The 23,414-nt window shown below is 63.8% G+C and carries 23 protein-coding genes and 1 riboswitch; of the genes, 13 read left to right on the top strand and 10 right to left on the bottom strand.

Features of this window, described 5'->3' with window-relative positions; all coding sequences use genetic code 11:
- Positions 1-200: 200 nt before the first annotated feature.
- Positions 201-313: riboswitch (TPP riboswitch) on the top strand.
- The 4 genes from FJ988_RS27760 to FJ988_RS27745 all read left to right on the top strand — a co-directional run bounded on the left by FJ988_RS27760 (position 304) and on the right by FJ988_RS27745 (position 3,650).
- On the top strand, positions 304-912 hold the full coding sequence (locus tag FJ988_RS27760; protein ID WP_140822021.1) for a YkoF family thiamine/hydroxymethylpyrimidine-binding protein: 609 nt from the start codon (positions 304-306) through the stop codon (positions 910-912). Its footprint overlaps the riboswitch before it by 10 nt.
- A 193-nt stretch (positions 913-1,105) precedes the next feature.
- On the top strand, positions 1,106-1,858 hold the full coding sequence (locus tag FJ988_RS27755; RefSeq protein WP_140822108.1) for an ABC transporter permease: 753 nt from the start codon (positions 1,106-1,108) through the stop codon (positions 1,856-1,858).
- An 11-nt stretch (positions 1,859-1,869) separates the two neighbouring features.
- On the top strand, positions 1,870-2,637 hold the full coding sequence (locus FJ988_RS27750) for an ABC transporter ATP-binding protein (protein ID WP_140822106.1): 768 nt from the start codon (positions 1,870-1,872) through the stop codon (positions 2,635-2,637).
- Complete coding sequence (locus FJ988_RS27745; protein ID WP_140822019.1) at positions 2,634-3,650, top strand: ABC transporter substrate-binding protein; 1,017 nt, start codon at positions 2,634-2,636, stop codon at positions 3,648-3,650. Before FJ988_RS27750 ends, FJ988_RS27745 begins: the two co-directional genes overlap by 4 nt.
- 54 nt (positions 3,651-3,704) lie before the next feature.
- Here FJ988_RS27745 and FJ988_RS27740 read toward each other — a convergent pair whose 3' ends face one another.
- Positions 3,705-7,337 (bottom strand): tetratricopeptide repeat protein, encoded by a 3,633-nt coding sequence (locus FJ988_RS27740; protein ID WP_140822017.1) that lies wholly within the window; start codon positions 7,335-7,337, stop codon positions 3,705-3,707.
- A 196-nt stretch (positions 7,338-7,533) separates the two neighbouring features.
- A complete protein-coding gene (locus FJ988_RS27735; protein WP_140822015.1) occupies positions 7,534-8,166 on the bottom strand; it encodes a S24 family peptidase in 633 nt (210 codons plus the stop codon).
- A 188-nt stretch (positions 8,167-8,354) separates the two neighbouring features.
- On the opposite strand from FJ988_RS27735, the gene FJ988_RS27730 reads away from it, so the two are divergent.
- The 3 genes from FJ988_RS27730 (at position 8,355) to FJ988_RS27720 (ending at position 10,316) form a co-directional block, all read left to right on the top strand.
- Positions 8,355-8,657 (top strand): hypothetical protein, encoded by a 303-nt coding sequence (locus FJ988_RS27730; protein WP_140822013.1) that lies wholly within the window; start codon positions 8,355-8,357, stop codon positions 8,655-8,657.
- 92 nt (positions 8,658-8,749) lie between these two features.
- Positions 8,750-9,526 carry a GcrA cell cycle regulator gene (locus FJ988_RS27725; protein WP_140822011.1) on the top strand — a complete coding sequence of 259 codons (777 nt, stop codon included), beginning with the start codon at positions 8,750-8,752 and terminating at the stop codon, positions 9,524-9,526.
- Between the two features lie 193 nt (positions 9,527-9,719).
- The gene (locus FJ988_RS27720) at positions 9,720-10,316 is read left to right on the top strand and encodes a DUF6456 domain-containing protein (protein ID WP_140822009.1); all 597 of its coding nucleotides are present in this window, start codon (positions 9,720-9,722) and stop codon (positions 10,314-10,316) included.
- Between the two features lie 253 nt (positions 10,317-10,569).
- Here the strand turns inward: FJ988_RS27720 and FJ988_RS27715 are convergent, their stop codons facing one another.
- The 4 genes from FJ988_RS27715 to FJ988_RS27700 form a co-directional block, all read right to left on the bottom strand.
- The gene (locus tag FJ988_RS27715; protein WP_140822007.1) at positions 10,570-11,820 is read right to left on the bottom strand and encodes a DUF763 domain-containing protein; all 1,251 of its coding nucleotides are present in this window, start codon (positions 11,818-11,820) and stop codon (positions 10,570-10,572) included.
- A gap of 111 nt (positions 11,821-11,931) precedes the next feature.
- Positions 11,932-12,216, bottom strand: a complete 285-nt coding sequence (locus FJ988_RS27710) for a hypothetical protein (protein WP_140822005.1) — start codon at positions 12,214-12,216, stop codon at positions 11,932-11,934.
- A 99-nt stretch (positions 12,217-12,315) separates the two neighbouring features.
- Positions 12,316-12,648: a hypothetical protein gene (locus tag FJ988_RS27705; RefSeq protein WP_140822003.1), complete on the bottom strand. Its 333-nt coding sequence runs from the start codon at positions 12,646-12,648 to the stop codon at positions 12,316-12,318.
- A 173-nt stretch (positions 12,649-12,821) separates the two neighbouring features.
- Positions 12,822-13,145: a hypothetical protein gene (locus tag FJ988_RS27700; protein WP_140822000.1), complete on the bottom strand. Its 324-nt coding sequence runs from the start codon at positions 13,143-13,145 to the stop codon at positions 12,822-12,824.
- A gap of 233 nt (positions 13,146-13,378) precedes the next feature.
- Between FJ988_RS27700 and FJ988_RS27695 the strand changes: the two genes are divergently transcribed.
- The 3 genes from FJ988_RS27695 to FJ988_RS31460 all read left to right on the top strand — a co-directional run bounded on the left by FJ988_RS27695 (position 13,379) and on the right by FJ988_RS31460 (position 18,049).
- The gene (locus FJ988_RS27695) at positions 13,379-15,394 is read left to right on the top strand and encodes an AI-2E family transporter (RefSeq protein ID WP_140821998.1); all 2,016 of its coding nucleotides are present in this window, start codon (positions 13,379-13,381) and stop codon (positions 15,392-15,394) included.
- Between the two features lie 131 nt (positions 15,395-15,525).
- Positions 15,526-15,879, top strand: a complete 354-nt coding sequence (locus FJ988_RS27690) for a cupin domain-containing protein (protein WP_140821996.1) — start codon at positions 15,526-15,528, stop codon at positions 15,877-15,879.
- A 2,047-nt stretch (positions 15,880-17,926) separates the two neighbouring features.
- Positions 17,927-18,049, top strand: coding sequence for a hypothetical protein (locus tag FJ988_RS31460; protein WP_281407760.1), 123 nt, complete (start codon positions 17,927-17,929; stop codon positions 18,047-18,049).
- Positions 18,050-18,207: 158 nt separating this feature from the next.
- Here the strand turns inward: FJ988_RS31460 and FJ988_RS27685 are convergent, their stop codons facing one another.
- From FJ988_RS27685 to FJ988_RS30960, 4 genes are all read right to left on the bottom strand, one after another.
- Positions 18,208-18,447, bottom strand: a complete 240-nt coding sequence (locus tag FJ988_RS27685) for a hypothetical protein (protein ID WP_140821994.1) — start codon at positions 18,445-18,447, stop codon at positions 18,208-18,210.
- A gap of 243 nt (positions 18,448-18,690) precedes the next feature.
- Positions 18,691-18,918: a hypothetical protein gene (locus FJ988_RS27680; protein ID WP_140821992.1), complete on the bottom strand. Its 228-nt coding sequence runs from the start codon at positions 18,916-18,918 to the stop codon at positions 18,691-18,693.
- Between the two features lie 153 nt (positions 18,919-19,071).
- Positions 19,072-19,887, bottom strand: coding sequence for a slipin family protein (locus tag FJ988_RS27675; protein WP_140821990.1), 816 nt, complete (start codon positions 19,885-19,887; stop codon positions 19,072-19,074).
- Positions 19,888-20,130: 243 nt separating this feature from the next.
- Positions 20,131-20,304: a hypothetical protein gene (locus FJ988_RS30960; protein ID WP_181183693.1), complete on the bottom strand. Its 174-nt coding sequence runs from the start codon at positions 20,302-20,304 to the stop codon at positions 20,131-20,133.
- Positions 20,305-20,664: 360 nt separating this feature from the next.
- On the opposite strand from FJ988_RS30960, the gene FJ988_RS27670 reads away from it, so the two are divergent.
- The 3 genes from FJ988_RS27670 (at position 20,665) to FJ988_RS27660 (ending at position 23,379) form a co-directional block, all read left to right on the top strand.
- Entirely contained in the window at positions 20,665-20,844 is a 180-nt protein-coding gene (locus tag FJ988_RS27670) for a hypothetical protein (protein WP_140821988.1), read from the top strand.
- Between the two features lie 242 nt (positions 20,845-21,086).
- Entirely contained in the window at positions 21,087-22,682 is a 1,596-nt protein-coding gene (locus FJ988_RS31300; protein ID WP_246688674.1) for an alpha/beta hydrolase, read from the top strand.
- A gap of 160 nt (positions 22,683-22,842) precedes the next feature.
- Positions 22,843-23,379, top strand: coding sequence for a DnaJ domain-containing protein (locus FJ988_RS27660; protein ID WP_140821986.1), 537 nt, complete (start codon positions 22,843-22,845; stop codon positions 23,377-23,379).
- Positions 23,380-23,414 lie beyond the last annotated feature (35 nt).

The following is a 23,414-nucleotide window of genomic DNA, read 5'->3' as shown; positions in this document are numbered from 1 at the left end:
AAAAAATCGTACTCTATGTACGAAGAAAGGTCAAGCGTTATTCGTACAATTTGAACGAATGTCGCCGGTTAGTCGCCGGTTATAAGAAATCCGCAAAAAATCTTATAACCGGCCATCTCCCCTACGGGAGATGAGGCACCTGGCCCGCTGCGCGCCGCCAAAAATCCGCTTCCCTACCGCCGCAAACAGTGCTTTAAACCCCGTATCCACAGGGGTGCTCCGTACGGTCGGGGCTGAGATGGAGGTGGCAAGCCTTCGGACCCTAAAGCTGATCTGGATAATACCAGCGGAGCGAGGCGGGCGATGTTTTCCGGCGCACAGATTTCCCTTTACCCCATGACCGACGATTTCGTCGGCGTCATCTTCGGCGCGCTGGGCGCGCTCGATCCCTGGCGCGACCGGTTGAGGATCGAGACCGACGATATCTCGACGCTCTTGGTCGGGCCTCCCGAAGTGCTGTTTCCCGCCATGCGCGACCTGTTCGTGGCGGCGGCTGCAAGCGGCAAGCATTGCGTTTTGTCGGCGGCGGTCTCGCGCGGCTGCCCGGGCGAGCCGGACGATCCGATCTGCCGCTCGGACGAGATCGGCGGCCCGGCGATACCACTCGATGAACGCAAGGCTGCCGCGCTCAGCGCGGTTGCGCAAACGCCTTCCACCGGCCAGCCGACCGCGGCGCAGTTCTCGCTCTATGTGATGGGCACCGGAGACCACATGGACGAGATCTACGGCTGCATCGACTTCCTGAAAAAGTCGGGTGTGTTCGAACGCTCGAAAAACTTCTGCACCAAGCTTCGCGGCGACGCCGGCGCGGTGTTCGCCACGCTCTACGAAGCCTTCTGCCGCTTCGGCCCCGGCGCCGGGCACGTGACCCTCGATATCACCATTTCAGCCAACAGCCCAACCGCGGTTTGAGCGCGTTTTCCAGCGCCGTTCGTCGTTGAGGAGAAGTGTCGTGGCTGTTGTGTTTGATCCGTTGCGTGAGGGTGGAATCTCTTCGCCAAGAAATCCCTTGGTGAATAGCGAAGACCGCGATGACGGCCAATCTCCCCCGCAAAAAGGGAGATCAGCCTTCGCGAAGACCTGCACCAACCTCGCTCCCGCCGGTATCTCCTTTGCGCTGCTCCTCATCGCCTGGGAACTCTACGCCTGCCTCGGCGGCATCGCGCCGACGGTGCTGCCGGCTCCATCCCGCGTCCTTGCGCAGGCCTGGGAGAACCGTGCGGCCCTTGCCGAAAACACGCTGCCCACGCTGCGCGCCACGCTCTGCGGCTTCGCCTGTTCGCTAGCCGCCGCCTTCATCCTCTCGGTGCTGGTCGATTTCGTCGCGCCACTGCGCCGCGCGCTGCTTCCCTTGCTCATCGCCAGCCAGACTTTGCCGCTGGTGGCGATCGCCCCGCTGGTGGTGCTGTGGTTCGGCTTCGGGCTCTTGCCGAAGATTCTTTTGGTGGCATTGGTCACCTTCTTCCCGATGATGGTGGCGCTGGTCGAGGGCTATGCCTCGACCAGCAATGAGATCGCCCGAATGCTCGCCGCCATGGGGGCGGGGCGCCGGCGTATTTTTTGGGCCGCACGGCTGCCTTCGGCGCTGCCCTATTTCTTCGCCGGCCTGCGCATTTCGATCACCTATGCGGTGGTTGGCGCGATCTTCGCCGAATATGCGGGAGCGGCGAAAGGGCTTGGCATCTACATGCTCAGCGCCAAGAACAATTTCAGGCCCGACCTGGTGCTTGCTGCCGTCGCCGTCAGCTCGGCACTGACACTCGGCTTGTTCGGCCTTGCCGTGCTGGCGCAGCGCCTCGCCATGCCCTGGGAGCGGGCAGGGCGCGAGGATGGCCCTTCGAGCAAGGGTCGGCCATGACGCGGCTGGCGATGACGCGGCTCGAGCTTCGCGACGTGCGCAAAAGCTTCGGCGCCTTGGACGTGCTTTCCGGCGTCTCGCTTGATGTCCGCGAAGGCGAATTCGTTTCTATCCTGGGGCCTTCCGGCGCCGGCAAGTCGACGCTGTTCCAACTGCTTACCGGCGCAATCAAAGGCGAGGGCGAGATGCGCTTCGACGGCGCGCCGCTCGACGACCACGGCGGTCGCTTCGCCTTCATGCCGCAGCGCGATGCGCTGATGCCGTGGCGGCGCGTCATCGACAATGCGACGCTCGGGCTCGAAGTGCAGGGCATGAAGCGTCGGGCCGCGCGGCTCCGGGTCGCGCCGCTCTTTGCCGCATTCGGCCTTGCCGGCTTCGAGCGCGCCTGGCCGGCCGAGCTGTCCGGCGGCATGCGCCAGCGCGCCGCGCTTTTGCGCACCGTGGTGCAAGAGCGGGACATGCTCTTGCTCGACGAACCGTTCGGCGCGCTCGATGCGCTGACACGCGCCGCGATGCAGCGCTGGCTGGAGACGATGTGGCAGGCCAATCGCTGGACGGCGCTGCTCATCACCCACGATGTGCGCGAAGCGGTGCTTCTGTCCGATCGCATCTATGTGCTTTCCGCACGCCCCGCGCGCGTCGTCGCCGAAGTGGCGGTGCCGCTGCCGCGCCCGCGCGGGGGAAGTGCGGCACTTGCCCGCGAGGCGGCGGCGATCGAGACCGGCATTCTCGACACGCTGCTTGGCGAGACCAATTCCCCAACCGGAGAAACCCGATGACTGACCTTAACCGCCGCCAGACACTTTTACTGGCGATCGCCGCCGCCTTGCCGCTGCCTGCCGTCACGCGTGCCCGCGCCGCCGGAGAAAAGATCACGGTGGCGCTCGACTGGACCGTCAACACCAACCACATCGGCCTGTTCGTCGCCCGCGACAAGGGCCTCTACCGGGATGCCGGGCTCGACGTCGAAATCCTGCCCTATGCCGACACCGGCGCTGGCACGCTGGTCGCCAACCGCGTCGCCGATTTCGGTATTTCCGGCACGCTCGGCGTCATGACCCAGAGGAGCGCCGGCGCCGATGTCAAAGCCGTCTACGCCGTCGTCCAGTCGGAGACCGGCCGCGTCGTCTTCAACGCCGACCGCGCCGCGATAAGAAGCCCGAAGAATCTCGACGGCCTGACCTATGGCGGCTTCGGCAGCGCCTGGGAGAACGCGCTGATCTCCACCATCATCCGCCACGATGGCGGCAAGGGCGCGTTCTCGACGGTGACGCTCGGCACCTCGGCCTATGAGGCGCTGGCCAATGGCGCGGTCGATTTCACCCTCGAAGTCTCGACCTGGGAGGGCGTCGAGGCCGAGCTCAAGGGCCTCAAGCAGCGCTCGTTCCGCTACGCCGATTACGGTGTGCCGGACGAGCACACCACGCTGATCGTCTCCAGCGACGCGTACCTTGCCGCCAACCCGAAACAGGCCGCCGCCTTTGTTGCCGCGACGCGGGCCGGCTACGCCTTCGCCGTCGACCACGCGCAGGAAGCGGGCGACCTGCTGATCGCCGCCAACAAGGATACGCTCGCCAACCCGGCGCTGATCCACGCCTCGCTGAAGGCGCTGAATGAGGGGCATTTTTTGAGAAGCGCGGGCGGCGCCATCGGCACGATGGACAAGGCGAAGATGGAGGCGATGGGCGGGTATCTGTTTGCCTCGGGGATATTGCTCGATGGCGACGGCAAGGCGCTGAAGGGAAAGCCGGATTTCAGCGCGTATTACAGCAATGAGTTTTTGGTGGGGTAGGGGAAGCGGAGCGATGAGTCGGCGCCAAGGAGCGCGGCTTCCATCAATCAGCGCCTAATTCTTCGCGATCTCGTAAAGTATGGCGGTTTTGATGCGCCGTCCGGATTCGCCCGGCAGCGACAGGGCTGCTGCGTAGAGTTTTACGACGGCCGGACAAAGGCCTTCGAATTCCTGGCTGGCATTTGCAATCGCTTCCATCTCGGTCGGCGTGCCGCCGCCCTTGGTGAAAGCGTCGGCGACCAGTGACCAGTCCTGGTCGCCAGGTTCAGCCGCCGGCAGGCCGCTCTTTTTGGCTGCGCCAAAAGCACGGAACAACGTCGCGCCGATCCTGTCCATATCCATCAGAAATTCATGGTCGGGCGCGATGACCGCGTCCGGCCCGTTGCGCAGGTAATTGTTGCAGGTGGCTGGCGTTTCGCGCGCCATCAGATGATTGAGCATGGCGATCTGAGCGGAAAGCGCTTGCGAGGCTTCGCTGTCCGGGGCTGAAGGCAGAAGCGGTGCATATTTTTTCCGCAGCTCGGCGACCGTCACCCTGCTCGTGTTGCGCACCGCCTCCTTGCTCCTCGACCGGGCAACGACCATCACCTTGTCGATGAAGGCACGGTAGTCGTCCGGGAACTCTTCAGCAATCGCCTTGAAGATCTGCAAATCCTGCTTCTGAACCTCGGCGTCGATGTCGGCGCTGGTCAATGCTTTGAGTGCGGGCGTCGCTTTGCCGGCCGGGCTGGCGAGCTTGCCAGGTCGGTTCGAGCGGAATGCTTTCTCCTTCGCGGCCTTTGCCAATTTTCGCCCCTGGCGGGCCATGTCGGATTTGGGATCGAGCTCGAGCGCCCAGTCGAGATCGGCGGCGGCGCGGTCGTATTCGCCCATAGAATACCAGGTGCTGCCGCGCCCGAAGTAAAACGGGGCATAGTCCGGCTTCATTTCGATCGCACGGTTGAAATCGGCGATGGCCTTTTCCGGCTCGCGCTTCTTCGCGAGTATAAGAGCACGGGCGTGATAGGCTGTGATCCAGGATGGATCGATCTCAAGCGCTTGGTTGATGTCGGCCAGGGCTCCGTCATAGTCGCCCTTTTGCAGGCGCGCCCTGGCGCGCGCCGAATAGGTCAACGGTTCATTCGGCGCGAGCGCCACGGCGCGGCTGTACTCAGCGATAGCGCGATCGTATTTGCGTTTCGCATAGAACGCGTCGCCGCGCTTCAACACTGGCATGACAGCCTGCAGATCCGCGCCGGCCGCAGCGTCGGCCTCATCGCTTTGTCCCTTCGCCGCAACCGCTGCCTTGCGGGCGATGGCATAATCCGCATTGCCGGGGTCGAGCTTGAGCGCCTGATCGAAATCGGCGATGGCGCCGGCATAGTCTTTGCGGTCGGCCCGCGCCATGCCGCGCGCGTAATAGCTGGCGTCGTCCTTCGCATCGATGCCGATCGCGAGAGAATAGGCGGCGATTGCGCGCCCCGCTTCGCCCTTGCCGTGCCAGGCCATGCCCTTGCAATAGAAGGCGTCGCGCGCCTTCGGATCGAGTGTGGCTGCCCGCTCGCAGTCGGCAAGCGCGCCTTCGATGTCGTTGGACGTCACCTTGGCCAGACCCCGGCGAGAATACGCGGCGGCAAAATTGGGGGCGAGTTGGATGACCCTGTCGAAATCGGCGATCGCCTGGCCGTAGTCGCCTCTGGCCGCTCTGGCCTTGCCACGGCCGAAATAGCCGAAGCGGTTGTCGGGCTCGAGCACGATCACCACGTCATAGGCGCCGATCGCCTTGTCGTATTTGCCCATGTCCAGCCAGGCATCGCCACCCAGTATGGCTTCGAGGGCGCGCCGGTCTTTTGTCTCCATGGTTTTGGCGGCCAATGTGTCGTCCGTAGCCATCAAATTCGGACGGACGGTTTGCGGATTTGAAGCGGCGGCCGCAGCCTGCGTCTGCCCCGGATCCGGCACCTGCACGGGTCTGCCGTCATCGTCGGCGACCTGCTCCTCGCAGCTTCCCAGCCGTGTGCGGTCGAGTTCAATGGCGCGCCGGCAATCCTCCGCTGCGCCGGCTTGCTCGCCCTTGAGCGTCCTTGCGCGGCTGCGGCCCAGAAAGGCGTCGGCATTTTTGGGATCGAGGCTGATCGCTTTGTCGAAATCCAGCAGCGCGCCGTCCACGCCGTATTTTGCCAGGCGCGCGCCGGCGCGATCGACCAATGTCTTGGCCGCAGCCTGATCCTGTGTCCCGGCGACCTGACCGGATTGATGGTCGGCCATAAGCGCGGCGCAAGCGCCGGCGCGTTGCGGATCGAGTTCGACGGCGCGCCGACAATCCGAGGCGGCAAGATAATTGTGGTCCTGCGAGGCTTCGGCAAACGCGCGGTTGAAATACGCATCGACATTGTCGGGATCCAGCTTGATGGCATAGCTGAACAGATAGACCGCGCCTGGCACGTCGCCTTCCTGCTGGTCCTTCAATCCTTGTTGGATGTACCAGGTAGCGGGATTGGAAGGATCCAGTGTGGGGGATGCCTGCAGAGCCTTGTCCGGAGAGGAGCGCGTGGGATCGGCATCCGTGTTGGCGGCCGCCGCCTCTGCGACATCCGGCCCGGTATCGCAACCGCCTGTCTTCTTCGGATCGAGCGCGATGGCCTTTCGGCAGTCGGCGGACGCACCGGCCGTATCGCCGTTTCGCGCCCGCATCAGCGAGCGGGCGAACCATGCCCTGGCATCTGTCGCATCGAGTTCGATGGCTTTGTCGAAATCGGCGACGGCGCGATCATCGTTGTTTTTGCTCGCCCAGGCGACGCCCCGCGCGTAGTAACCGTCGACCATCCCCGCATCGAGCTCGATCGCCTTGTTGGCGTCGGCGATGGCGCGCACCCAGTCCTCCTTGCCGATCCAGGCGGCGCTGCGGTTGACATGGGCATCGGCGCTCGCGGGATCGATGCCCACCGCGGCGTCGTAGTCCGCAATGGCAAGATCGAACTCGCCCTTGGCGGCGTAGGCGAGACCGCGATTGACCAGGGCAATGAAATCGGTCGGGTTGATGCGGAGGGCCTTGTCATACTCCGCAATCGCCTTTTCCCGCTCGCCTGTGTTGCCCCAGGCGGCGCCCAGACCCGTGTGGGCGTCGCCGTTTTGCGAGTCGGCCTCGATCGCCTGTTGAAAGTCGATAATCGCCGCATCGACCTTGCCTTTGCGCAAGAAGGCCGAGCCGCGGCTGGAATAGGCGTCGCTGGCGGATGGCTCGAGGCTGATCACGACGTTGAAGTCCGCGATCGCGCGGTCGTAGTCTTCTTTGTTGAACCAGTCGGTGCCGCGGTTGAAATAGGCCGAAGTCCGCTTGGGATCGAGCGCGATGGTTTCGCCGTAGTCGGCGATCGCGCCATCCCAGTCTTGCTTGTCGTCCCGGGCGGAGCCCCGATAGAAATAGGCCTTGATGCGCAGGCGCGACGCCTCCGTGGCGTCCTCGGCAATCACCGTGCAGGCAGCGATGCGCTGCTCGACCGCGACCTTGTCGATGCTGGCCTCCTTTGTGTCGCCACTACCTGAGCTTTGGTCGCCGCTTTCGTCGCCGAAGCAAAGGGCATAGTCCCTCGCAGCGGCGGACGCGGGCGCGGTCAGGGCGCCGAGCACCACCATCCCCGCCAGCGCCAACAGCGGCCAGCGCGAAAGCCAAACAACGCGCGCGAGCGCGCCGGTGCGGCGTGACATGGTTATGATCCCCCCGGACTTGCTGCGGCTGAAGCCACAGTTGCTTATATAGTTCTGTTTTTGTTCCTTAATGCAAGCAGAAATTGCGATGGCCGTATTTATACGCCCGCGGCGGGCCAAATCTGCGTCGCGCAAGCTTGAACAGGAGGGCGCGAAGGGACGCGGCGTCTAAGTCGACTGCACCGCGCGGACGCCCTCACATATCGATCATCGACCGCTTCACCCTCCCGATGATCGTGATCGCGCCTTCCAGCTCCGGCGGCGGGATATCCAGATAGGAGGCCGGCTGGAACGGCGGCGTATCGTTGGGCCGGTAGCGCTTGTAAGTGGCGCGGCCCGTCTCGTCGGAGATCACGTAGCAGCCATTGGTCACCAGCCGCTTGTCGCGCAGGTTGACGAAGATGATCGAATCCGGCGGCGAGATCTTGTTCATCGATGGGCCGTCGACGCGCAGCGCGATCCATTCGCCTTCCTCGAGGTCGGCGGTGGGAATGGTCGGGTAGTCGGAAAGGTTGACGACGCTGTCCTGGCTGCCGAGCTCGCCGGCGCTGATCCACGATACGATCGGCACGTCGACGGTAACGGGCGAGGAGGCAAAGCCGGCCGGCGCCGCCTCCACGCCGTCCGCGTTGAAAAGCAGCCAGCCGGGATCGACGCCGAACAGCCGGCCGTATTTCTCGGCGGCTTTGCGCGACAAGGGCCGGTTGCCGTTCTCATGGCTGATCAGCGTGTTCTTGTTGATGTCGCGCAAGGCCCGTGCCGCATCGCTGGGCGAGGCAAAGCCGGCCTGGGCGCGCGCCTGCTGCAATCTGTGCCGTGAATCCATCATCGTACAAAATGCCTGAAAATTATCGTCCATTGTGTACGATTTTGCTTGCGCGGTCTTCGTACATAACGTACGCTTAGCGCATGAATGAGCATCCCGCAAGCATTTCCGTATCGCCACTGATTCCGACGGCCCAGGTCTCGGCGCCGCAATCCAGCCATCGCTGCTCGCCGGCAAGGCCCAAGACCGTCATGAACGCACTGCCCATCGAATTCGAATCGCCCGGACCATCCTCCTCCCCGGTCCGGGTGCATCCCGGGGTTCTCGCCCCGGATCCGGTCGAACCGCCCGCACCTCGGTTCACCGGAACGGCCGGAGCCGTTCCTCCCCCGGCTCCGGCCGCCAATTGCGGCGGCACAAGCTTGATCCGCACCGAGGACGGCACCGTCATCCTGTTCGACCGCGCTACCGGCAGGGCGGTGTCAGGCCTGACGCGGGCTGCGGCCGAGGCTGCGCTTCATCGCCTCATCGGCGCCCAGTCCGGCACCGCCTGACGTCCAGCCCTTTCGCTGACCTGACATACGGCCTCGCGGCCGAACCCTGGTGCTTGGCCCGTGCCAAGGCCGCCGCAAGCAATGGATGAGACATGCCCGCTTACACCGAAAAGGAAATCGACGAGATCGCCGCCTGGCTGAAGGAGGGGCTGTCGGCCTCGCGCATCGCCGGCCGCTTCAGCGCGCTGCGCGGCAGTCCGGTCTCGCGCAACGCCATCATCGGCATCGTCCACCGCAACACCGGCCTCAAGGCCATCGGCTTCGCCAACCCCAAGGGTGGCCACGCGGGCGGCCGGCCAAGGAAGAACGTCCGTCCTGATCGTCCGGGCCGGCGGGGCAGGGTGGTGACGATGTCGGAACCGGCCATGCTTGCCAGGCATGTTGAGCTGGCAGAGGCCGCCGACGCCGAAGCTGCCAATCTCCCCCCTCGTTCGGGAGATGTCCGGCAGGACAGAGGGGCGCGCTGTCCCGCCGACCTCTCAGTTGTTGGGAACACCCCAAATGCGGAGATCACCGCTCGCCCCAACCTCAAAAAACCCAAGCCGCGCAAATCCGCCCGTACGCTGCCGCCGGCATGGCTCGCGCCGAGCGGGCGCGAAAAATCCGAAGCCTGCAAGCTCCCGGCGCCGCCGCCTCCGGTAAACCCCGGCCGCCAGCCGCATGTCGCGGCCATGCGCTTCCTCGACTGCCTGTTCGGCCGCTGCCGCGCGCCGCTCGATCTGGCCCTGCGCGACGACGCCGAAGACGATCCCGCCGGCGCGCGCCCCGGGCCGGAGATGCTGTGCTGCGGCCTGCGCACAACGGGCACGCGCAGCTATTGCACACACCACCACGCCAGGTTCCACGGCCATCGCCGCAGGGGGATCTGAGGGCATCCCGGCAAGATCAAAGTTCCTCGCCCCACGAATATGGGGGAGAGGTGGCTCGGCGAAACCGAGACGGAGAGGGGAGCGCCCTACCAAGGCCCCCGCTCCGTCCGCTTCGCGGGCACCTTTCCCGAGCCTTTGGCGGGGGCGAGGAACCCGCGTTCTGATATGTCCCACCCAACCCAAGGACCCGCCCATGCCCCGCAAGGCCGTCAAAAAACCACAACCCCCAAAACTCCCCAAGGGCGAGGCCGAGCAGGTGCGCATCCGCCGCGAGCTTGGCCATGATTTCGCGCTGAAAGCCGACGCCTTCGGCCGCCAGCGGCTCACTCCCGGTACTGCGGAAGCGCGCCGCGTCTACGAGGTTTCGAACGGCGGCTACACCTCCACCGGCGGCGTCGTGCGCTTGCGCAATGTCGACCCGCTGGTGGGCATCACCTCGCTGACGCGCCAGCAGCGCGAGGCCGGCCAGCGCTTTCGTGACGATTTCGAGCGCAGCCAGCGCGAAGGCCTGCAGCCGCAATCCTGGAGCGAACGCGTCGACAGCGGCCGCGTCGGCGGCGGCATCCCTGACCGTGTGCTGTCAGCCGGCCGAGCTTACGCCCACGCCGCGGCCGCACTTGCCCATTGGGAGGTGGCGGAGGTGGTTCGCAAGACCTGCCTCGAAGGCCAATCGGTGAAGGCCATAGCCGAACGCACGGGCGAGGGACGCGACGTGATGGTAAAGCTGTTGAAGGTCGGGCTGGACCTGCTGGCGGTGCATTATGGGATGATGGGTCGGAAGGCGGGGTGAGGGGCAATCGACGTTACGCAATCAGGCGCTTGGGACGGCGAAGTGAAATGTGAGGCGATTGGCGTGAATTTTCAGAAGCACGGCGCTGCCCCTCATCCGCCCTTCGGGCACCTTCTCCCCGTAAACGGGGCGAAGGAGAGGCGCGATGCCGACGACAGCCCTTTCGCCCCGTTTACGGGGAGAAATGCCCGGCAGGGCAATGAGGGGCGGCGCTGACTTGCGAGATTATACACCGCGTTGAACGCAGCAGGTTTCAGCCTGCTTCGCTTTTGTCAGTTGGTGGCTCCCACCCGAACACACTCCGTCCCCCCAGCAGATGCGACTGGTCCATCTCGCCCGCCACGATCTCCTTCAGGCTCGGTCCCGTCACATAGCGCTCCATGCGCCGCGCCTCTCCGTCCAGCCTTCTCAGTGCCTCCATCTCCTCGCCGCGCCCGAGCTTCGCCTTGCCCACCGCCGATTTCAGCACCGCGATCGTCTCGTCATAGACCTTCAGCGGCACGGGGAAGGGGTGGCGGTCCTTGCCGCCATGGGCGAGCGAAAAGCGCGCCGGGTCGGAGAAGCGGAAGGGCGCGCCGTGCACCACTTCCGAGACCATGGCGAGCGCTCGCACCGTGCGCGGGCCGACGCCGGGGACCAGCAGCAATTCGGGGAAATCCTTCGGGCCGCTTTCGATGGCCGAGGTGATGTTGCCGTGCAGGCGGCGCATGACGATGTCGCTCTCGCGCACGTCGTGATGCGCCGGCATGATGAGGTTGGGCAAGAGCGGCTGGGCCGGCGGTTCCGGCTCCGCTCGTGGCTCCAGCACCGCAAGCTCGGCCAGGATCTTTTCCGGACTCATCGTCTTGAGCAATTCGACCTGGCCGCCGCGCGCTTTTTCAGCGCGGCGGTCGGTGAGGTTGACGATCTCGCCCTGTCGCTCGCCCTCGATCGCCGCATGCGGCTGGTCGACGAAGCTTTGCAGCCCCTCCGACAGCCAGTGGTAGCGGCGCGCCTGGCGGGCGTCGCCGTTCATGCCTTGCTGCACCACCACCCAGCGCCCGTCATCGGTAACGATGAAGCCGTGCAGATAGAGGTCGTAGCCGTCCTGCACGGCAGCGCTGTCGACCTTGGCGACCAGCCGGCTTGCGGTGGCCAAGGCCTCGCCGTCCAGGCCGGTGCGCTCGCCGATCGAAAGCAGTTCGCCCGGCGTCTTGCGCGAATGCGCGCCGCGCCCGCCGCAGACATGAATGCCGAGCTCGTTGCTGAGCGGGTTCAGCCCGCGCTTCAGCGCGCCGATGACCGAAGTGGTGATTCCGGAAGAATGCCAGTCCATGCCCATCACTGCGCCGAAAGACTGGAACCAGAAGGGATGCGCCAAACGCCGCAAAAGCTCGTCGCGGCCGTAATGGTGGATGATGGCTTCGCACAGCACCGCGCCGAGCTTGGTCATGCGCTCACCCAGCCATTTCGGGACCCGCCCGCCATGCAGCGGCAGGTCGGCGCTGCCGCTTCGCTGCGTCACCTTCTGTTCTCCTCGGAACCGGCGACTTAGATGGCAGTTCGGCGGGGATTTGCAAGATCCGCCGAAGCGGCTGATCTCCTCACGGAGATCAGCTTGTCGCTGCGGACGCTGCTACCTGCGCCCGTAGAGCCTGTGATTATGATGGTGGCTGACGTGGTAGCGGGGGTAGTAGTGCCGGTAGTACCGGTGGTGCGGGTAGCGCACGATATAGCCGGGATAATAGTCGTCGTAATAATTGTCGTAGTACGGACCGCCATAATAGGGACCGCCGTAATACGGCAAATAGCCGCCGAAGGGTACGAAGCCGAAGCCGAAGAACACGTGGGCGTCTGCCGGTGCGACCGTGGCCGCCGCCGCCGCAACGGCGATTGCCGAGGCAAGTAGAAGCTTTTTCATGGCAACCTCCTCCTGAAGGTTCTCATGGACAACGCTTCACGCGCGGAAAAGCCGCTTGAGTCACCGGGATTTGAAGTCGCGCCCGCTCGCCGGCGGTGGCTACCCGCAGACACGCACCTGCCGCATGAACCGGTGGTCGCTGCTACGGGGTTTCACCGCTTCGATCCGGCAATGGCGGCGGGCGTGTATGGCATTCGGCGGGGCGACATAGCTGCTGTCATAGTCGTCGTGCTTACCTGGGGCGTCGTTGAGATAGGGACCGCCCCAATAGGAACCGTAGACCGGTACGGAGCCATAGCTGTCGTAGAAATCGCCAAAGGGGCCGTAGTCGAAGTAACTGCCGCCGAGGAACACATTGCCCGCATCCGACGGCGTGGCGAGCGCCGCGGCGGAGACGGTGGCGATGACCGAGGCGAGGATGATATTTCTCATGACGACCAACTCCTGAAGGTTCGCCATGATAACGCTCGGTGCACAAAAAGCCTTCCCGCCAAAGTCCGGATCAGCAAGATGTGAAGGCAGCGCGAGCGAGTGAAGATGTTTAGCTGCGCCTCGACAAACACCGCGCGGCCAGAGGGCCGCGCGGTTGTTCTTTTCACGCTCGTCTAATAGCGGTTGTTATAGTTGCCGCAGACGCGCACTTCCTCCACCACGCGATGGTGGTGGCGCCAGTGACTTACCAATTCCGTGCGGCAATGGTGACGCCGGTGTTCGCGCACGACATAGCCGCCGCTGACATAAGGACCGTTGTCGTCGTCATACACGCGGTTGTAGTAGCGGTGATGACGATACGGACGGTAGTCGTCGTAGTAATTGTCGTTATAGCCCGGACCGACGCCGATGCCCAACTGGATGCTGTCGGCACTGGCCGGCGCGATCGCGAACGCCGAGGCGATGGCGATCATCGAAGCAAGCAAAAGCTTTTTCATCGCTGCCTCCTTTGAGGTTCGAGGATGCCCCTTCGAGGAGGAAACGGCTTCGCGGAGCTCATGTTCCCTGGAAAGGCTCTCGACAAGCCGGGAATTGCACCGGCGAGCGATCGCCGCGCCGCCCGTTTGCGGGCTTTTGGGCTATTTATTAGCAACTGTGCAACCACCGGACCTTTGCCGCGTTGCAGGGCGGCGAAACATCACGGATTATCGCTGCAAAGGGGAGGCTCGCATTGGCGTCCAATCGTCGTAACGGGACAGGTGCGCCGGAGCCGAGGCTGGCGAACCTGCTGGCCGCTTCCAGGGGCCATCCGCGCACCGCGCTGCCGACAGTGGCGAGCGTGGTCACCACGGTCGCCGCGCTTTATTTCGGTCGCGAGGTGTTCTTGCCGATCGCGGTCGCGCTGCTTTTGACTTTCGCCATCGCCCCTGTCGTTTCCTGGCTGAAGCGCCTCGGCATTCCGCGCCTTGCCGCGGTCATCGCCAGCGTCGCCGGCGCCTTTGCCGCGCTTTCGCTGTTCTCCTTCGTCGTCGCCACGCAGGTCAGCGACCTGGCGCAGAACATTCCCGTCTACCAGATCAACATCCTGACCAAGGTCCGCGCGCTGAAGGAAAACGGCCTCGGCGGCGGCATCATCTCGCGCCTCAGCGGCGTCATCGAGCGCGTCGGCCAGGAGATCGACAGGCAGGAGCCGCAGCTGCCTTCGGCCGCCCAGGCGCCCAAGCGCGACCCGATCCCGGTCGAGGTCGTCTCGCATGAAAAGCCGCTCGAGGTGCTGCAGAACCTTGTCGGCCCGCTGATCAGCCCGCTGAGTTCCGCCGGTCTGGTCATCATCGTCGTCATCTTCATGCTGATGGAGCGCGAGGATCTGCGCGACCGCTTCATCCGGCTGGTCGGCTATGGCGACCTCCACCGCACGACGCAGGCGCTGCAGGATGCAGGCAAGCGCGTCGGCCAGTATCTGTTGATGCAATTGGTGGTGAACATCATCTATGCCGTGCCCATCACCATCGGGCTATGGGTGCTCGGCATCCCCAACGCGCTGCTCTGGGGCCTGCTGGCACTGGCGCTGCGCTTCGTGCCCTATATCGGCCCGATCGTCGGCGCGTTGCTGCCGCTGTTCCTGGCGCTCGCCGTGGCGCCCGGCTGGTCGCTGCTGTTTTGGACCGCGGGGCTGTTCATCGTCGTCGAGCTCATCACCGGTAATGTCATCGAGCCGTGGCTGTATGGCTCGCACACCGGTCTTTCGCCCTTGGCCATCATCGTCGCCGCGATTTTCTGGACGTGGCTGTGGGGACCGATCGGCCTTGTGCTGTCGACGCCGCTCACTGTCTGCCTTGTGGTGCTCGGCCGGCACGTGCCGCAATTCGAGTTCCTCGACGTCTTGTTCGGCAACGAGCCGGTGCTGGAGCCGCATGCCAGGCTCTACCAGCGGCTGCTGGCCGGCGATCCGGACGAGGCGACCGATCATGCCGAGGAGATGCTGGAGGAAAAATACCTGTTCCAGTTCTACGATCAGGTCGCCATCCCGGCATTGCTGCTTGGCGAGCAGGACCGCGGCCGCGGCGTCATGGATGACGACCAGCGCAGGCAGGTTGCCGGCAGCGCCATGACGCTCGTCGACAACCTCGACGACAGCGCCCAGCAGGAGGCTGAGGAGGAAGATGCCGAGCCGTCCGCCGAAGCAGACGGAAAGGCAATTGACGACAAGGGGCAGCAGAAGAAAGCGGGCGACAACAAGGCCACCGACGGCGCGGACGAAGAAGAGGTCGACCTGCCCGACGGGTCAGGCGTCACCGTGCTGTGCGCCGGCGGGCGTGGCGAGCTCGACGATGCCGCCGCCGCGATGCTGGCGCAGGTGCTGGAAGTGCAGGGCGCCGAGGCGACGCGCGCAAGTTTCGCCGACCTCGAGCCATCGGCGATCCGCCGCCTCGACCTGGAAGCCGCCGACGCGGTCGTCATCGGCTTCCTCAACCGCCAGTCCACCCAGCACGCGCGCTTCATGGTGCGGCGACTGAAGCGCATCAAGGCGAAGCTGCGCGTCGTCATCGTCTTCTGGTCGGAGGTCGGCAACCCCGACGCCGAGGCGGCAACGGAACTGGCCAACACCCTCAATGCCGATTTCGTCGCCTTCGGCATGGTCGACGCGGTGACCGGCGCGCTGTCCAACAAAGCGGCGGTAACGCTCAAGCCCGGACACCGCCGCCGCCAGCCGGCGCGGAGGAAGCAATTGCAAGCGGCGGAGTGACGCTCGGCGGAATGATGGGGCGGCGCGGCGCGAGCGCGATCCCGCCTCTGGCTGTCGCATAGCCGCGTGCAACGCCCGTCGTCATTGGCTATGTCGTCGCCAGCCAATCCCGGCAACCGCAGGAGCCCCTCATGACCCGTCCCACCATATTGAAATTCGGCGCCGTCGAGCATGCCGAAGGTGGTGATCTGCCAGGCTGGATCGCGGTCGAAGGCCATCCCACCATGCAGACCGCCGTCCAGCACACCAGCGAGGACGGCAAGATCATGTCGGGCACCTGGCGCGCCTCGGTCGGCACCTATCACGCCACCTACACCGACTACGAGTTCGTCCACATGATCGCCGGCCGCATCGTCATCACGCCCGACGGCGGCCAGCCGGTGGAAGTCGGCCCGGGCGACGCCTTTGTCGTCGAGGCCGATTTCAAGGGCACGTGGAAGATCCTCGAGCCGGTGACCAAGCATTTTGTCGTCGTAGTGGGGTGAGGGAAGCGCCCGAACTGCTGACCTCCCCCCTCGTGGAGGAGATGGCCGGCCGGCCAGATAGCTAAGCACCGACAGCGCAAGCGTCAGCCCGGCGCAGACAAAGCGCTGCGGGACGGTGAGTTCGGGCGTCAGCATGCCGGCATAGACGATGACCGGCCAGTGCCAGGGATTGAGCGGGTCGGAGAGTTTGCCGACCTACTGCAAGGGCGGCAGCGCGAGGAGCGACGTTGGCCCACCCCTCGCGCCGGCCGCTCCCGCCATCAGCAGGAAGACCGTTCCGGCTACTGGGAGGCGCGCCAGGAAGCCGGGGAAGGGAGAGTCCTCGCTGAAGGTAAGGTAAGAGGACCCTTCTATGTCTGGCCGGAAGTCCGGCGATGCTGCTGACACGAAGACGAGCCTCGCATTGTCCGTTCGCATCCCGCCTGCCGGACAGGCTCGATCCGACGCGGCCATATTGCAATGCAACAAATCTAACGCAGCGCAACATAGCGGGAGTGCTCCTTTCTCTTTGCGAATAGGGAAAGGGCGCGCTTCGACGTCCAGCCGCTCCCAAACCGTTGCCGGAACGGCACAGCCGCATCAATTCGCGCTAACAAAACCTCTCATTGAGGCTGGATCACAAAAATGTTCTTTGACGGGAAATCCTCATGTGTCCGTGCTTGCGCTGGCAAAATTGGGCAATTGGGGATTCCAAATGAAGAAGACTTACGAAAAGCCGACGCTGTCGAAGCGTGAGAAGCTGTCGGGCATCGTCGCGGTGCCGCCTTCCCAGTTGAAGGTCTGACGCAGGCTTCGATTCCGACCGATTGCGTTTCGGTTTTGGTCGCCAAAGAAGGGGCATTCATGAAGAAAACCTATGAGAAGCCGGTGCTTTCGAAGCGCGAGCGGCTGACGAGCGTCGTCGCTGTGGCGTCGAACATCAAGTTGTAGGGCTGGTTCTGATCCGTTGGGAATGAAAAGGCTGGCCCGCTTCCTGGGGGTGATGAGCGCCAGCGTCTAGCGTTCGCCTTCAAGCCGTCGGGCAGGCAGAGAAGCCAGGCTGAAGCTTGACAGGACGAGCCCGGCTTGTTCCCTTATGCCGTCGTCGACCGATGCCGAGGCAGAGGATGAAGAAGCCATATTCGAAGCCGACGCTCCTGCGCCGCGACCGGCTGTCGGCCGCGACTGCGGCCGTGCCGTCCTCCGGCTTCTCGTTCTGAGAGCCGCCTAGGCGGCTCATTCGATTTCGTCGAAGCTTGACAGCCGCTACGCGCTGCGCTGGCTTGTCGCCATCGTTTGGGTAAGGGGACTATCCATGAAGAAAATCTACATCAGGCCAACGCTCGAAAAGCGCCAGAAGCTGTCCGTCGTGACGGCCGCCGTGCCGCTGTCGGAAGAACGCTAGAGCGTTTCACCGTTTCACGGAACCGGTGAACCGCTCTATCTCTTTGTTTTACGCAATTCCGGACGGAAAACCGATCACACTTTTCTTGGAATTGCTCTAGGGCGCGGCGCCGCCGGGTTTCGTTCGGATAAATTCGGCTTGAAATCGGGCTGGCCAGGAGCGGGCGGTACACTGCGAAGGTGCCCGCCCGTCCGGCGCCGCCGCCAGACTGTTGAAACCCCGTCCGTCCCCAACAGCCACGGTCATGGCGTGACCAGTGACTGCGGGAGTGCCATTGCCGCAGGGTCCTGTCAACGATGCCGCCTTGCCCTTCCGAAACGGCTTTTGGGCCGGTCTTCGGTGCCACGATAGGCTTCCGTCATCGCGCCATTGCACAACTACGATGGCGTGAAATGGCGGAATTCCGGGATTTTGCGGAGGTTTCGGGAGTTCGCCGACTTATATGCTTATCTGCTTGAATAAGCTTGTTTTTCGACGGTTGAGGTGTTTTGATGTTCCCGTACTGCGTTGACTTTTTTTGGGTGCATCGCTGCGTCGCAGCAAACGGCGCCATCGCTACGGGATTTAACCCTCGCGGCAGATGCCGGGGCCATTTGTGAATGGCTTCATGATCACGTCCCCTTCATGTGTTATGATGCGCGATGGCGAACGGGGGATGACGCGATGAGCAATGGATTGTTCGAGCTTCTTGCCAGGCGCCGCTCGTTGCTGGATCGTGTCGCGCTTGGATTGCTTGTGTTCCTGGCGACGCTTATCGCCGCGCTGATGGGCGGCGCCAGCGCTTAATGCATGTCGCCCAAAGTGACCTCGGCTTGGGAGAACGACACGCATAAAACAAGGACCTAAAGCGCGTCGCGCTAAACGGAATCGGACAAAGTGCTCGGCGCCCGCCACAAAATGAATGGCGGGCCTCAGCCCGCCATTGCATTGCATGAGACGCCCGATCAGTTGGCACCACCGAGCTGCTTGGTCGTGACGCAGCGGTCATTGTGTTGAGCGTCGATCGCGTGGGTGCATTCCATGCTCCAACCGGTATCGGCCATTGCCGCGGGCGCGGTCATCGCTTTGGCGCTGCCTGTGGTGAAGGAAGGCTGGTAGGGCGGGTTGTCGAGCGCGCCGGCGAAAGCCGTGCCAGCCAGCAGCGAAGCCGCGAAAACGCCGAAAACAGCAAGCTTGATAGTCATGATGAAAAATCCTCCAGTTGATTTGAGAAGTTTATGTCGGGATCGTCTCTGTACGATCGATATAAATTACGGATTTGCAAAAGTATAAGTTTCAGTGGTTGTAGAATTTATTGTTTAGATATTTGGATGTAGCGCTCAATCGATGGATGCGCATCCCAACTCGTCGGGGGCGGCAGAGACCATTTTTCATATGTCGGCAGGAACGGGTCGGCGCGGGCGAAAGTTTCCTGCCCAATGCGGGCGTCACTTGCGGCTGCCGATCGTCTTGAACTCGAACGTCTCCGGCCGCAGCCTGACTGGCCGCGGCCGCTGGGTTAGGTCGACGACGCGCACCCAATTCTCGGCGCCGGCTCGAAGTGTCACTTTAAGCCCGAGCGCCTTCTCGGCCGCCTCGAACGGCGTCTGCGCCTCGGCCGCATGGGTAGCGACGACGGCGTCGCCGTTCATCTCTTCGACGCGGTAGGCTTTCATGCGCGCATCCCGCAGGCTCGCCTTTTGACCTCGTACTTTAGAAACAACGAATATAGCACGAAGTTTCACGACGAACGCGAAATCTCCTCTCTTGGAAGATGTTCCGGTGATCCGCCGCAGTTTCGGAGGGCCGGGTGCTGCGAGTGCGATACGCTATGCCGCCTTCTTCGCCGGGTTGAGGCTGTCGACCAGTCCGGTCGGGATGAGGATGGTAGCGCCGCGCTCCTTGGTGGTTTCGTAGATGATGTTCATGGCGCGCAACTGCAGCGCCGCCGGGTGATTGGCGTAGGTCACCGCCGCCTCGACGAACTTGCCCGCGACTTCCGCCTCCGCCGAGCCCAGGATGACGCGCGCTTCCTTCTCGCGCTCGGCCTGCGCCTGCCTTGACATGGCGTCCTGCAGCGCCTCGGGGATGGCGACGTCGCGGATCTCGACCGACATCACCGTGATGCCCCATTGCGCCGTCTTGGCGCCGATGACGTCGCGCAGGTGCTCGTCCGCCGCCTTGCGGTCGGCAAGCAGCGAGGACAGCATCGAGGAGCCGATCATCTCGCGCAGCGAAGTCTGCGCCACGCGGTCGATCGCCTCGCGGTAATTGGTGATCTCGAGCGCCGCCTGGCGCGCGTCATGCACATGCCAGAAGATCACCGCGTCGACATTGACCGGCACGGTGTCCCTGGTCAGCGCCTGCTCGGCGTTGAAAGCGGTGGTCTGGATGCGCTGGTCGATCACCGCGACGACATTGTCGACGACCGGGATGATCATGAACAGGCCGGGGCCGCGCACGCCCTGCAGATTGCCGGCGCGCAGCACGACGAATTTCTGCCAGGTGTTGGCCATCTTCAGCGAGGCGGCGATCAGCGCCGCGATGACGAAGAAAGGCGTGCCGACCCATGGTCCGGCAAGGGCGCTGATACCAGCGCCGATGAGCGCGAAGACAGCGGTGAGGAAAAGGGTGATGGGGTTCATGGACAAAGCTCCTTCATCGCGGCCGGTCAGGGTCGCGCGATGCCGCAACGGGCCTCGCGAGGAGCGTCGGCGGCCCGGGATGGACCGCCTGGCCGGCTTGTCTGGATCGATCACGCTTGTCGCGAGGACAATCATTGCCGGCGAGGAGTCATATGGTGCGGGGCTAGGGGGTTCGCCAAGGGGGTGGGCAGCGGCAGGCGCTACTCGTGGCTTGCCACCCGTCGCATCGCCATCCGGTTCGCGTCAGAGGCCGTCCCAGCCATTCGATCGCGGGCGCCCCAATGAGGGCATGACCGGCCAGGCGATATCCATCCGGACATCCTGCGGCATGCCGTTCAGCATCCGGCTCGTCTGGCGCGGATCCTGCGCAAATTTCAAGGCCGCTCCCATGCGGCTCAGCGTGCGTAGTATCGACATGGATCTCATCCCTCATCTTGCGAGGCTGTACCGGAGACGATCTTCGGTTGCCCCTACCTTAAATGGCCGATGACTGTTTCTGCCGCATCGCACTGAAACTTGCGGTCCGTAACAGAGACGGGCGCCGCTGAAACATTTGCACGCAAACGAGTTCATGCCGCTTCGAAGGAGAATTGTACGCTAACGTCGATCCTGCCTATCGCCGGCTGTGCCGCCGGCGCCTTGTTGGCCAGGCCTCGATGCCCGCAAGGTTGTCAGCTCGAAACAAAATCGCGTCGAAGCGCCATCGAACTGAAACACAATCGCTTCAAAACCTCCGTCGACCGGCACCGACCGGACATTGAAAAAAGGAAATTTGAAATGATCAAGATTGTTCGCAATGCTATTATTGCCGCTGTTGCCGTTTCTGCTTTCGCCGGTTCGGCTTTTGCTCAGCAGACCCTCGTGTCGTGCAACAATCACGACAGCTACTGGGGTGTTTGCCTCGGTGCCGCAAACAATGGTGGCCACGAGGGTCGTGGCGGCCACGACGCTCGCTGATCGGCGATCGTCGCTCGTAAAGAGCCTCGCCGGCAGCTGCCGGCGGGGCCCTTTCGCGTTTTCGCAAGAGCCGTGCTGAGGTCGCGCATGGGTATCGCAGCCAGTGTAATCCATCGCACAGATCGCATCGCCGTCCTGCCATATCCGGCATCCGCCACTATCATGCGGCGGCGAGGCTTTCGCATTTTAGCTGATTTTGATATGGCGGTGCGGCCTTCTCTCGCCGCGCCGAGGAGCAAGCAATGCATGGCAGCTCAAGGGTGCCCGGCCGCATGACCGACAGTCCGCAAACCGGGCTGCTCGACCTTTGTGTGCTCGGCGATTTCCAAGTGTCGCGCGCCGGCGCGCCGCTCGACCTGCCGCCGTCGCGCAAGACCAGGGCGCTCCTTGCCTATCTCGCCGTCACCGGAAGGTCGCATCAGCGCGAGCGCCTATGCGAGATCTTCTGGGACATCCCGGACGATCCGCGCGGCGCCCTCCGCTGGAGCCTGTCCAAGATCCGCCAGGTGCTGGGCGATGACGAAGGCGCTTTGGTCGCCGACCGCAATGCCGTCGCGCTCAGGATCGAAACGGATCATGCGCGGCTGTTGCCATTGGCCAAGGCCGATCTCTCCAGCCGCTCGACCAAAGAACTCGAAGCTGCCGTCGCCTCGATCCGCGGCGCCTTCCTCGCCGATCTGTCGCTCGAACGCTGCGCCGAATACGAAGCCTGGCGGCAGGCGATCGCCAGCGAGGTCGAGATCGCCGAACTCGGCATCTTGCGCGAACTGGTCGAGCGCCTTGCCGGCGATCCAAGACGGGCGCTGCCGCTCGTCCAGCGCTTGAGCCGCCTGATTCCCGAGGATGCCAGGCTGAAGAGCGAAATCGAGGCGCTTGAGGATAAGGTGAAGGCGGCGGCTGCCCAGCCGAGCGGGCGTTCCGCGCAACCTGGCGCAAGTGTGGCGGCCCAGCCGCCCGCGCGGGCGCTGAGCCCGGCACCTGCGCAGGACCCCGGCCGCGCCGTGCATTTCTGCCGTGCCGTCGACGGCACGAGGCTGGCCTATGCCCGCACCGGGAGCGGCCTGCCGATTCTGCGCGCGGCGCATTGGATGTCGCATCTCACTTTCGATTGGGACAGTCCGATCTGGCGGCATTGGATGGCCGGGCTGTCGCGCGAGAACCAACTCGTGCGTTATGACGAGCGCTGCAACGGCCTCTCGCAACGCCACGTCATCGACGTCTCGTTCGAGACCATGGTGTCGGACCTCGAATGCGTGGTCGAGGCGGCGGGGCTCGAGCGCTTCACGCTGCTCGGCCTTTCGCAGAGCTGCGCGGTGTCGATCGCCTACGCCATACGCCATCCAGAAAAAGTGTCGGGCATGATCCTCTATGGCGGCTACGTCAAAGGCTGGCGGGCACGCGGCGACGCCGGTGAGATCGCGACGCGCGAGGCGATCGCGACGCTGATGCGCGAGGGCTGGGGCAAGCAGAACCCGATGTTCCGCCAGGTCTTCTGTTCCATGTTCATCCCCGGCGCCACGCACGAGCATTTCGGCTGGATGGACGATCTGATGCTGCGCACCATTTCGCCGGACGACGCCTTTCGCCTGCAGAGCGCGTTCTCCGTCATCGACGTCAGCGATCTCCTGGAGAAGGTGCGGGTGCCGACGCTGGTGCTGCACGCACGGGACGACAATGTCGCCCCGGTGGAATCAGGGCACACCATGGCCGCCGGCATTCCCGGCGCGCGCTTCGTCGAGCTCGAAAGCAGGAACCATATCCTGCTGGAAGGCGAACCGGCCTTCGACGATTTCATCGCCCATGTCCGCGCCTTCGTCGCCGAGACTGCGGGCGGATAGAAGTGCAACTTGGGTCACAAAAGCCCTCGGCAAACCTCCTGCGAATCATTGCAGACAATTGTAATCATCGTCGGACTTGAGGAGCCGCATTTGGGCCTTCGGTCTGCATTGCATCGGAGCAAACAACGTAACAAACTATGGGCAGTTTTGGGGGAACGTCTTGTTCATAGACTATTACGAACTTTTGCAGGTCAGTCCGCGAGCCAACTCGGAAACCATCGAACGGATATTTCGCTATTTCGCCATGCGCTATCATCCCGACAATCGGGAGACGGGCAACGAGGCGCGCTTCAGCGAGATCGTCGAGGCCCACAACACGCTCAAGGATCCGGTCAAGCGCGCGCAATATGACGTTCAATACAACGAGCGGCTGGACGATCGGCGCCAACTGAGCGACGAGGCGGGCGATCCCGGCAGCGTCGAGCGCGATTCAGCCATTCAGGCCAAGATCCTCTCGCTCCTTTATGTCAGGCGTCGGCAGGACGTGAACAATCCAGGCATCGGCGACGAAGAGCTCGAGCGTCTGTCGGGCTGCCCGCAGGAACATCTCGAGTTCCATCTCTGGTATCTCAAGGGCAGGGGCTGGATAGCCAGGACCGAAAACGGCACCTTCGCCATCACCATAGACGGCGTCGATCATGCGAACGCGCAGGGCAGGCGCGACGTCAAGGTGACCAAGCTCCTAGACCATCAATAAAACCGGGCCGGACAACGCAACGCCGACCGGATCGA

Origin of the sequence: Mesorhizobium sp. CU3, assembly GCF_006442965.1 — a bacterium.
In the GTDB taxonomy this organism is placed as follows: domain Bacteria; phylum Pseudomonadota; class Alphaproteobacteria; order Rhizobiales; family Rhizobiaceae; genus Mesorhizobium.
This window is presented reverse-complemented; position numbering and strand designations above follow the sequence as displayed.

Coding starts and splice junctions, on each gene's coding strand:
- FJ988_RS27710 (WP_140822005.1), bottom strand. CDS start 12,216: ATGAAAAAGCTTCTACTTGCCTCGGCAATCGCCGTTGCGGCGGCGGCG.
- FJ988_RS30960 (WP_181183693.1), bottom strand. CDS start 20,304: ATGTCGATACTACGCACGCTGAGCCGCATGGGAGCGGCCTTGAAATTT.
- FJ988_RS27745 (WP_140822019.1), top strand. CDS start 2,634: ATGACTGACCTTAACCGCCGCCAGACACTTTTACTGGCGATCGCCGCC.
- FJ988_RS31460 (WP_281407760.1), top strand. CDS start 17,927: ATGAGCAATGGATTGTTCGAGCTTCTTGCCAGGCGCCGCTCGTTGCTG.
- FJ988_RS27760 (WP_140822021.1), top strand. CDS start 304: ATGTTTTCCGGCGCACAGATTTCCCTTTACCCCATGACCGACGATTTC.
- FJ988_RS27750 (WP_140822106.1), top strand. CDS start 1,870: ATGACGCGGCTCGAGCTTCGCGACGTGCGCAAAAGCTTCGGCGCCTTG.
- FJ988_RS27725 (WP_140822011.1), top strand. CDS start 8,750: ATGCCCGCTTACACCGAAAAGGAAATCGACGAGATCGCCGCCTGGCTG.
- FJ988_RS27740 (WP_140822017.1), bottom strand. CDS start 7,337: ATGTCACGCCGCACCGGCGCGCTCGCGCGCGTTGTTTGGCTTTCGCGC.
- FJ988_RS27690 (WP_140821996.1), top strand. CDS start 15,526: ATGACCCGTCCCACCATATTGAAATTCGGCGCCGTCGAGCATGCCGAA.
- FJ988_RS27670 (WP_140821988.1), top strand. CDS start 20,665: ATGATCAAGATTGTTCGCAATGCTATTATTGCCGCTGTTGCCGTTTCT.
- FJ988_RS27675 (WP_140821990.1), bottom strand. CDS start 19,887: ATGAACCCCATCACCCTTTTCCTCACCGCTGTCTTCGCGCTCATCGGC.
- FJ988_RS27735 (WP_140822015.1), bottom strand. CDS start 8,166: ATGATGGATTCACGGCACAGATTGCAGCAGGCGCGCGCCCAGGCCGGC.
- FJ988_RS27685 (WP_140821994.1), bottom strand. CDS start 18,447: ATGACTATCAAGCTTGCTGTTTTCGGCGTTTTCGCGGCTTCGCTGCTG.
- FJ988_RS27680 (WP_140821992.1), bottom strand. CDS start 18,918: ATGAAAGCCTACCGCGTCGAAGAGATGAACGGCGACGCCGTCGTCGCT.
- FJ988_RS27720 (WP_140822009.1), top strand. CDS start 9,720: ATGCCCCGCAAGGCCGTCAAAAAACCACAACCCCCAAAACTCCCCAAG.
- FJ988_RS31300 (WP_246688674.1), top strand. CDS start 21,087: ATGCATGGCAGCTCAAGGGTGCCCGGCCGCATGACCGACAGTCCGCAA.
- FJ988_RS27700 (WP_140822000.1), bottom strand. CDS start 13,145: ATGAAAAAGCTTTTGCTTGCTTCGATGATCGCCATCGCCTCGGCGTTC.
- FJ988_RS27730 (WP_140822013.1), top strand. CDS start 8,355: ATGAACGCACTGCCCATCGAATTCGAATCGCCCGGACCATCCTCCTCC.
- FJ988_RS27705 (WP_140822003.1), bottom strand. CDS start 12,648: ATGAGAAATATCATCCTCGCCTCGGTCATCGCCACCGTCTCCGCCGCG.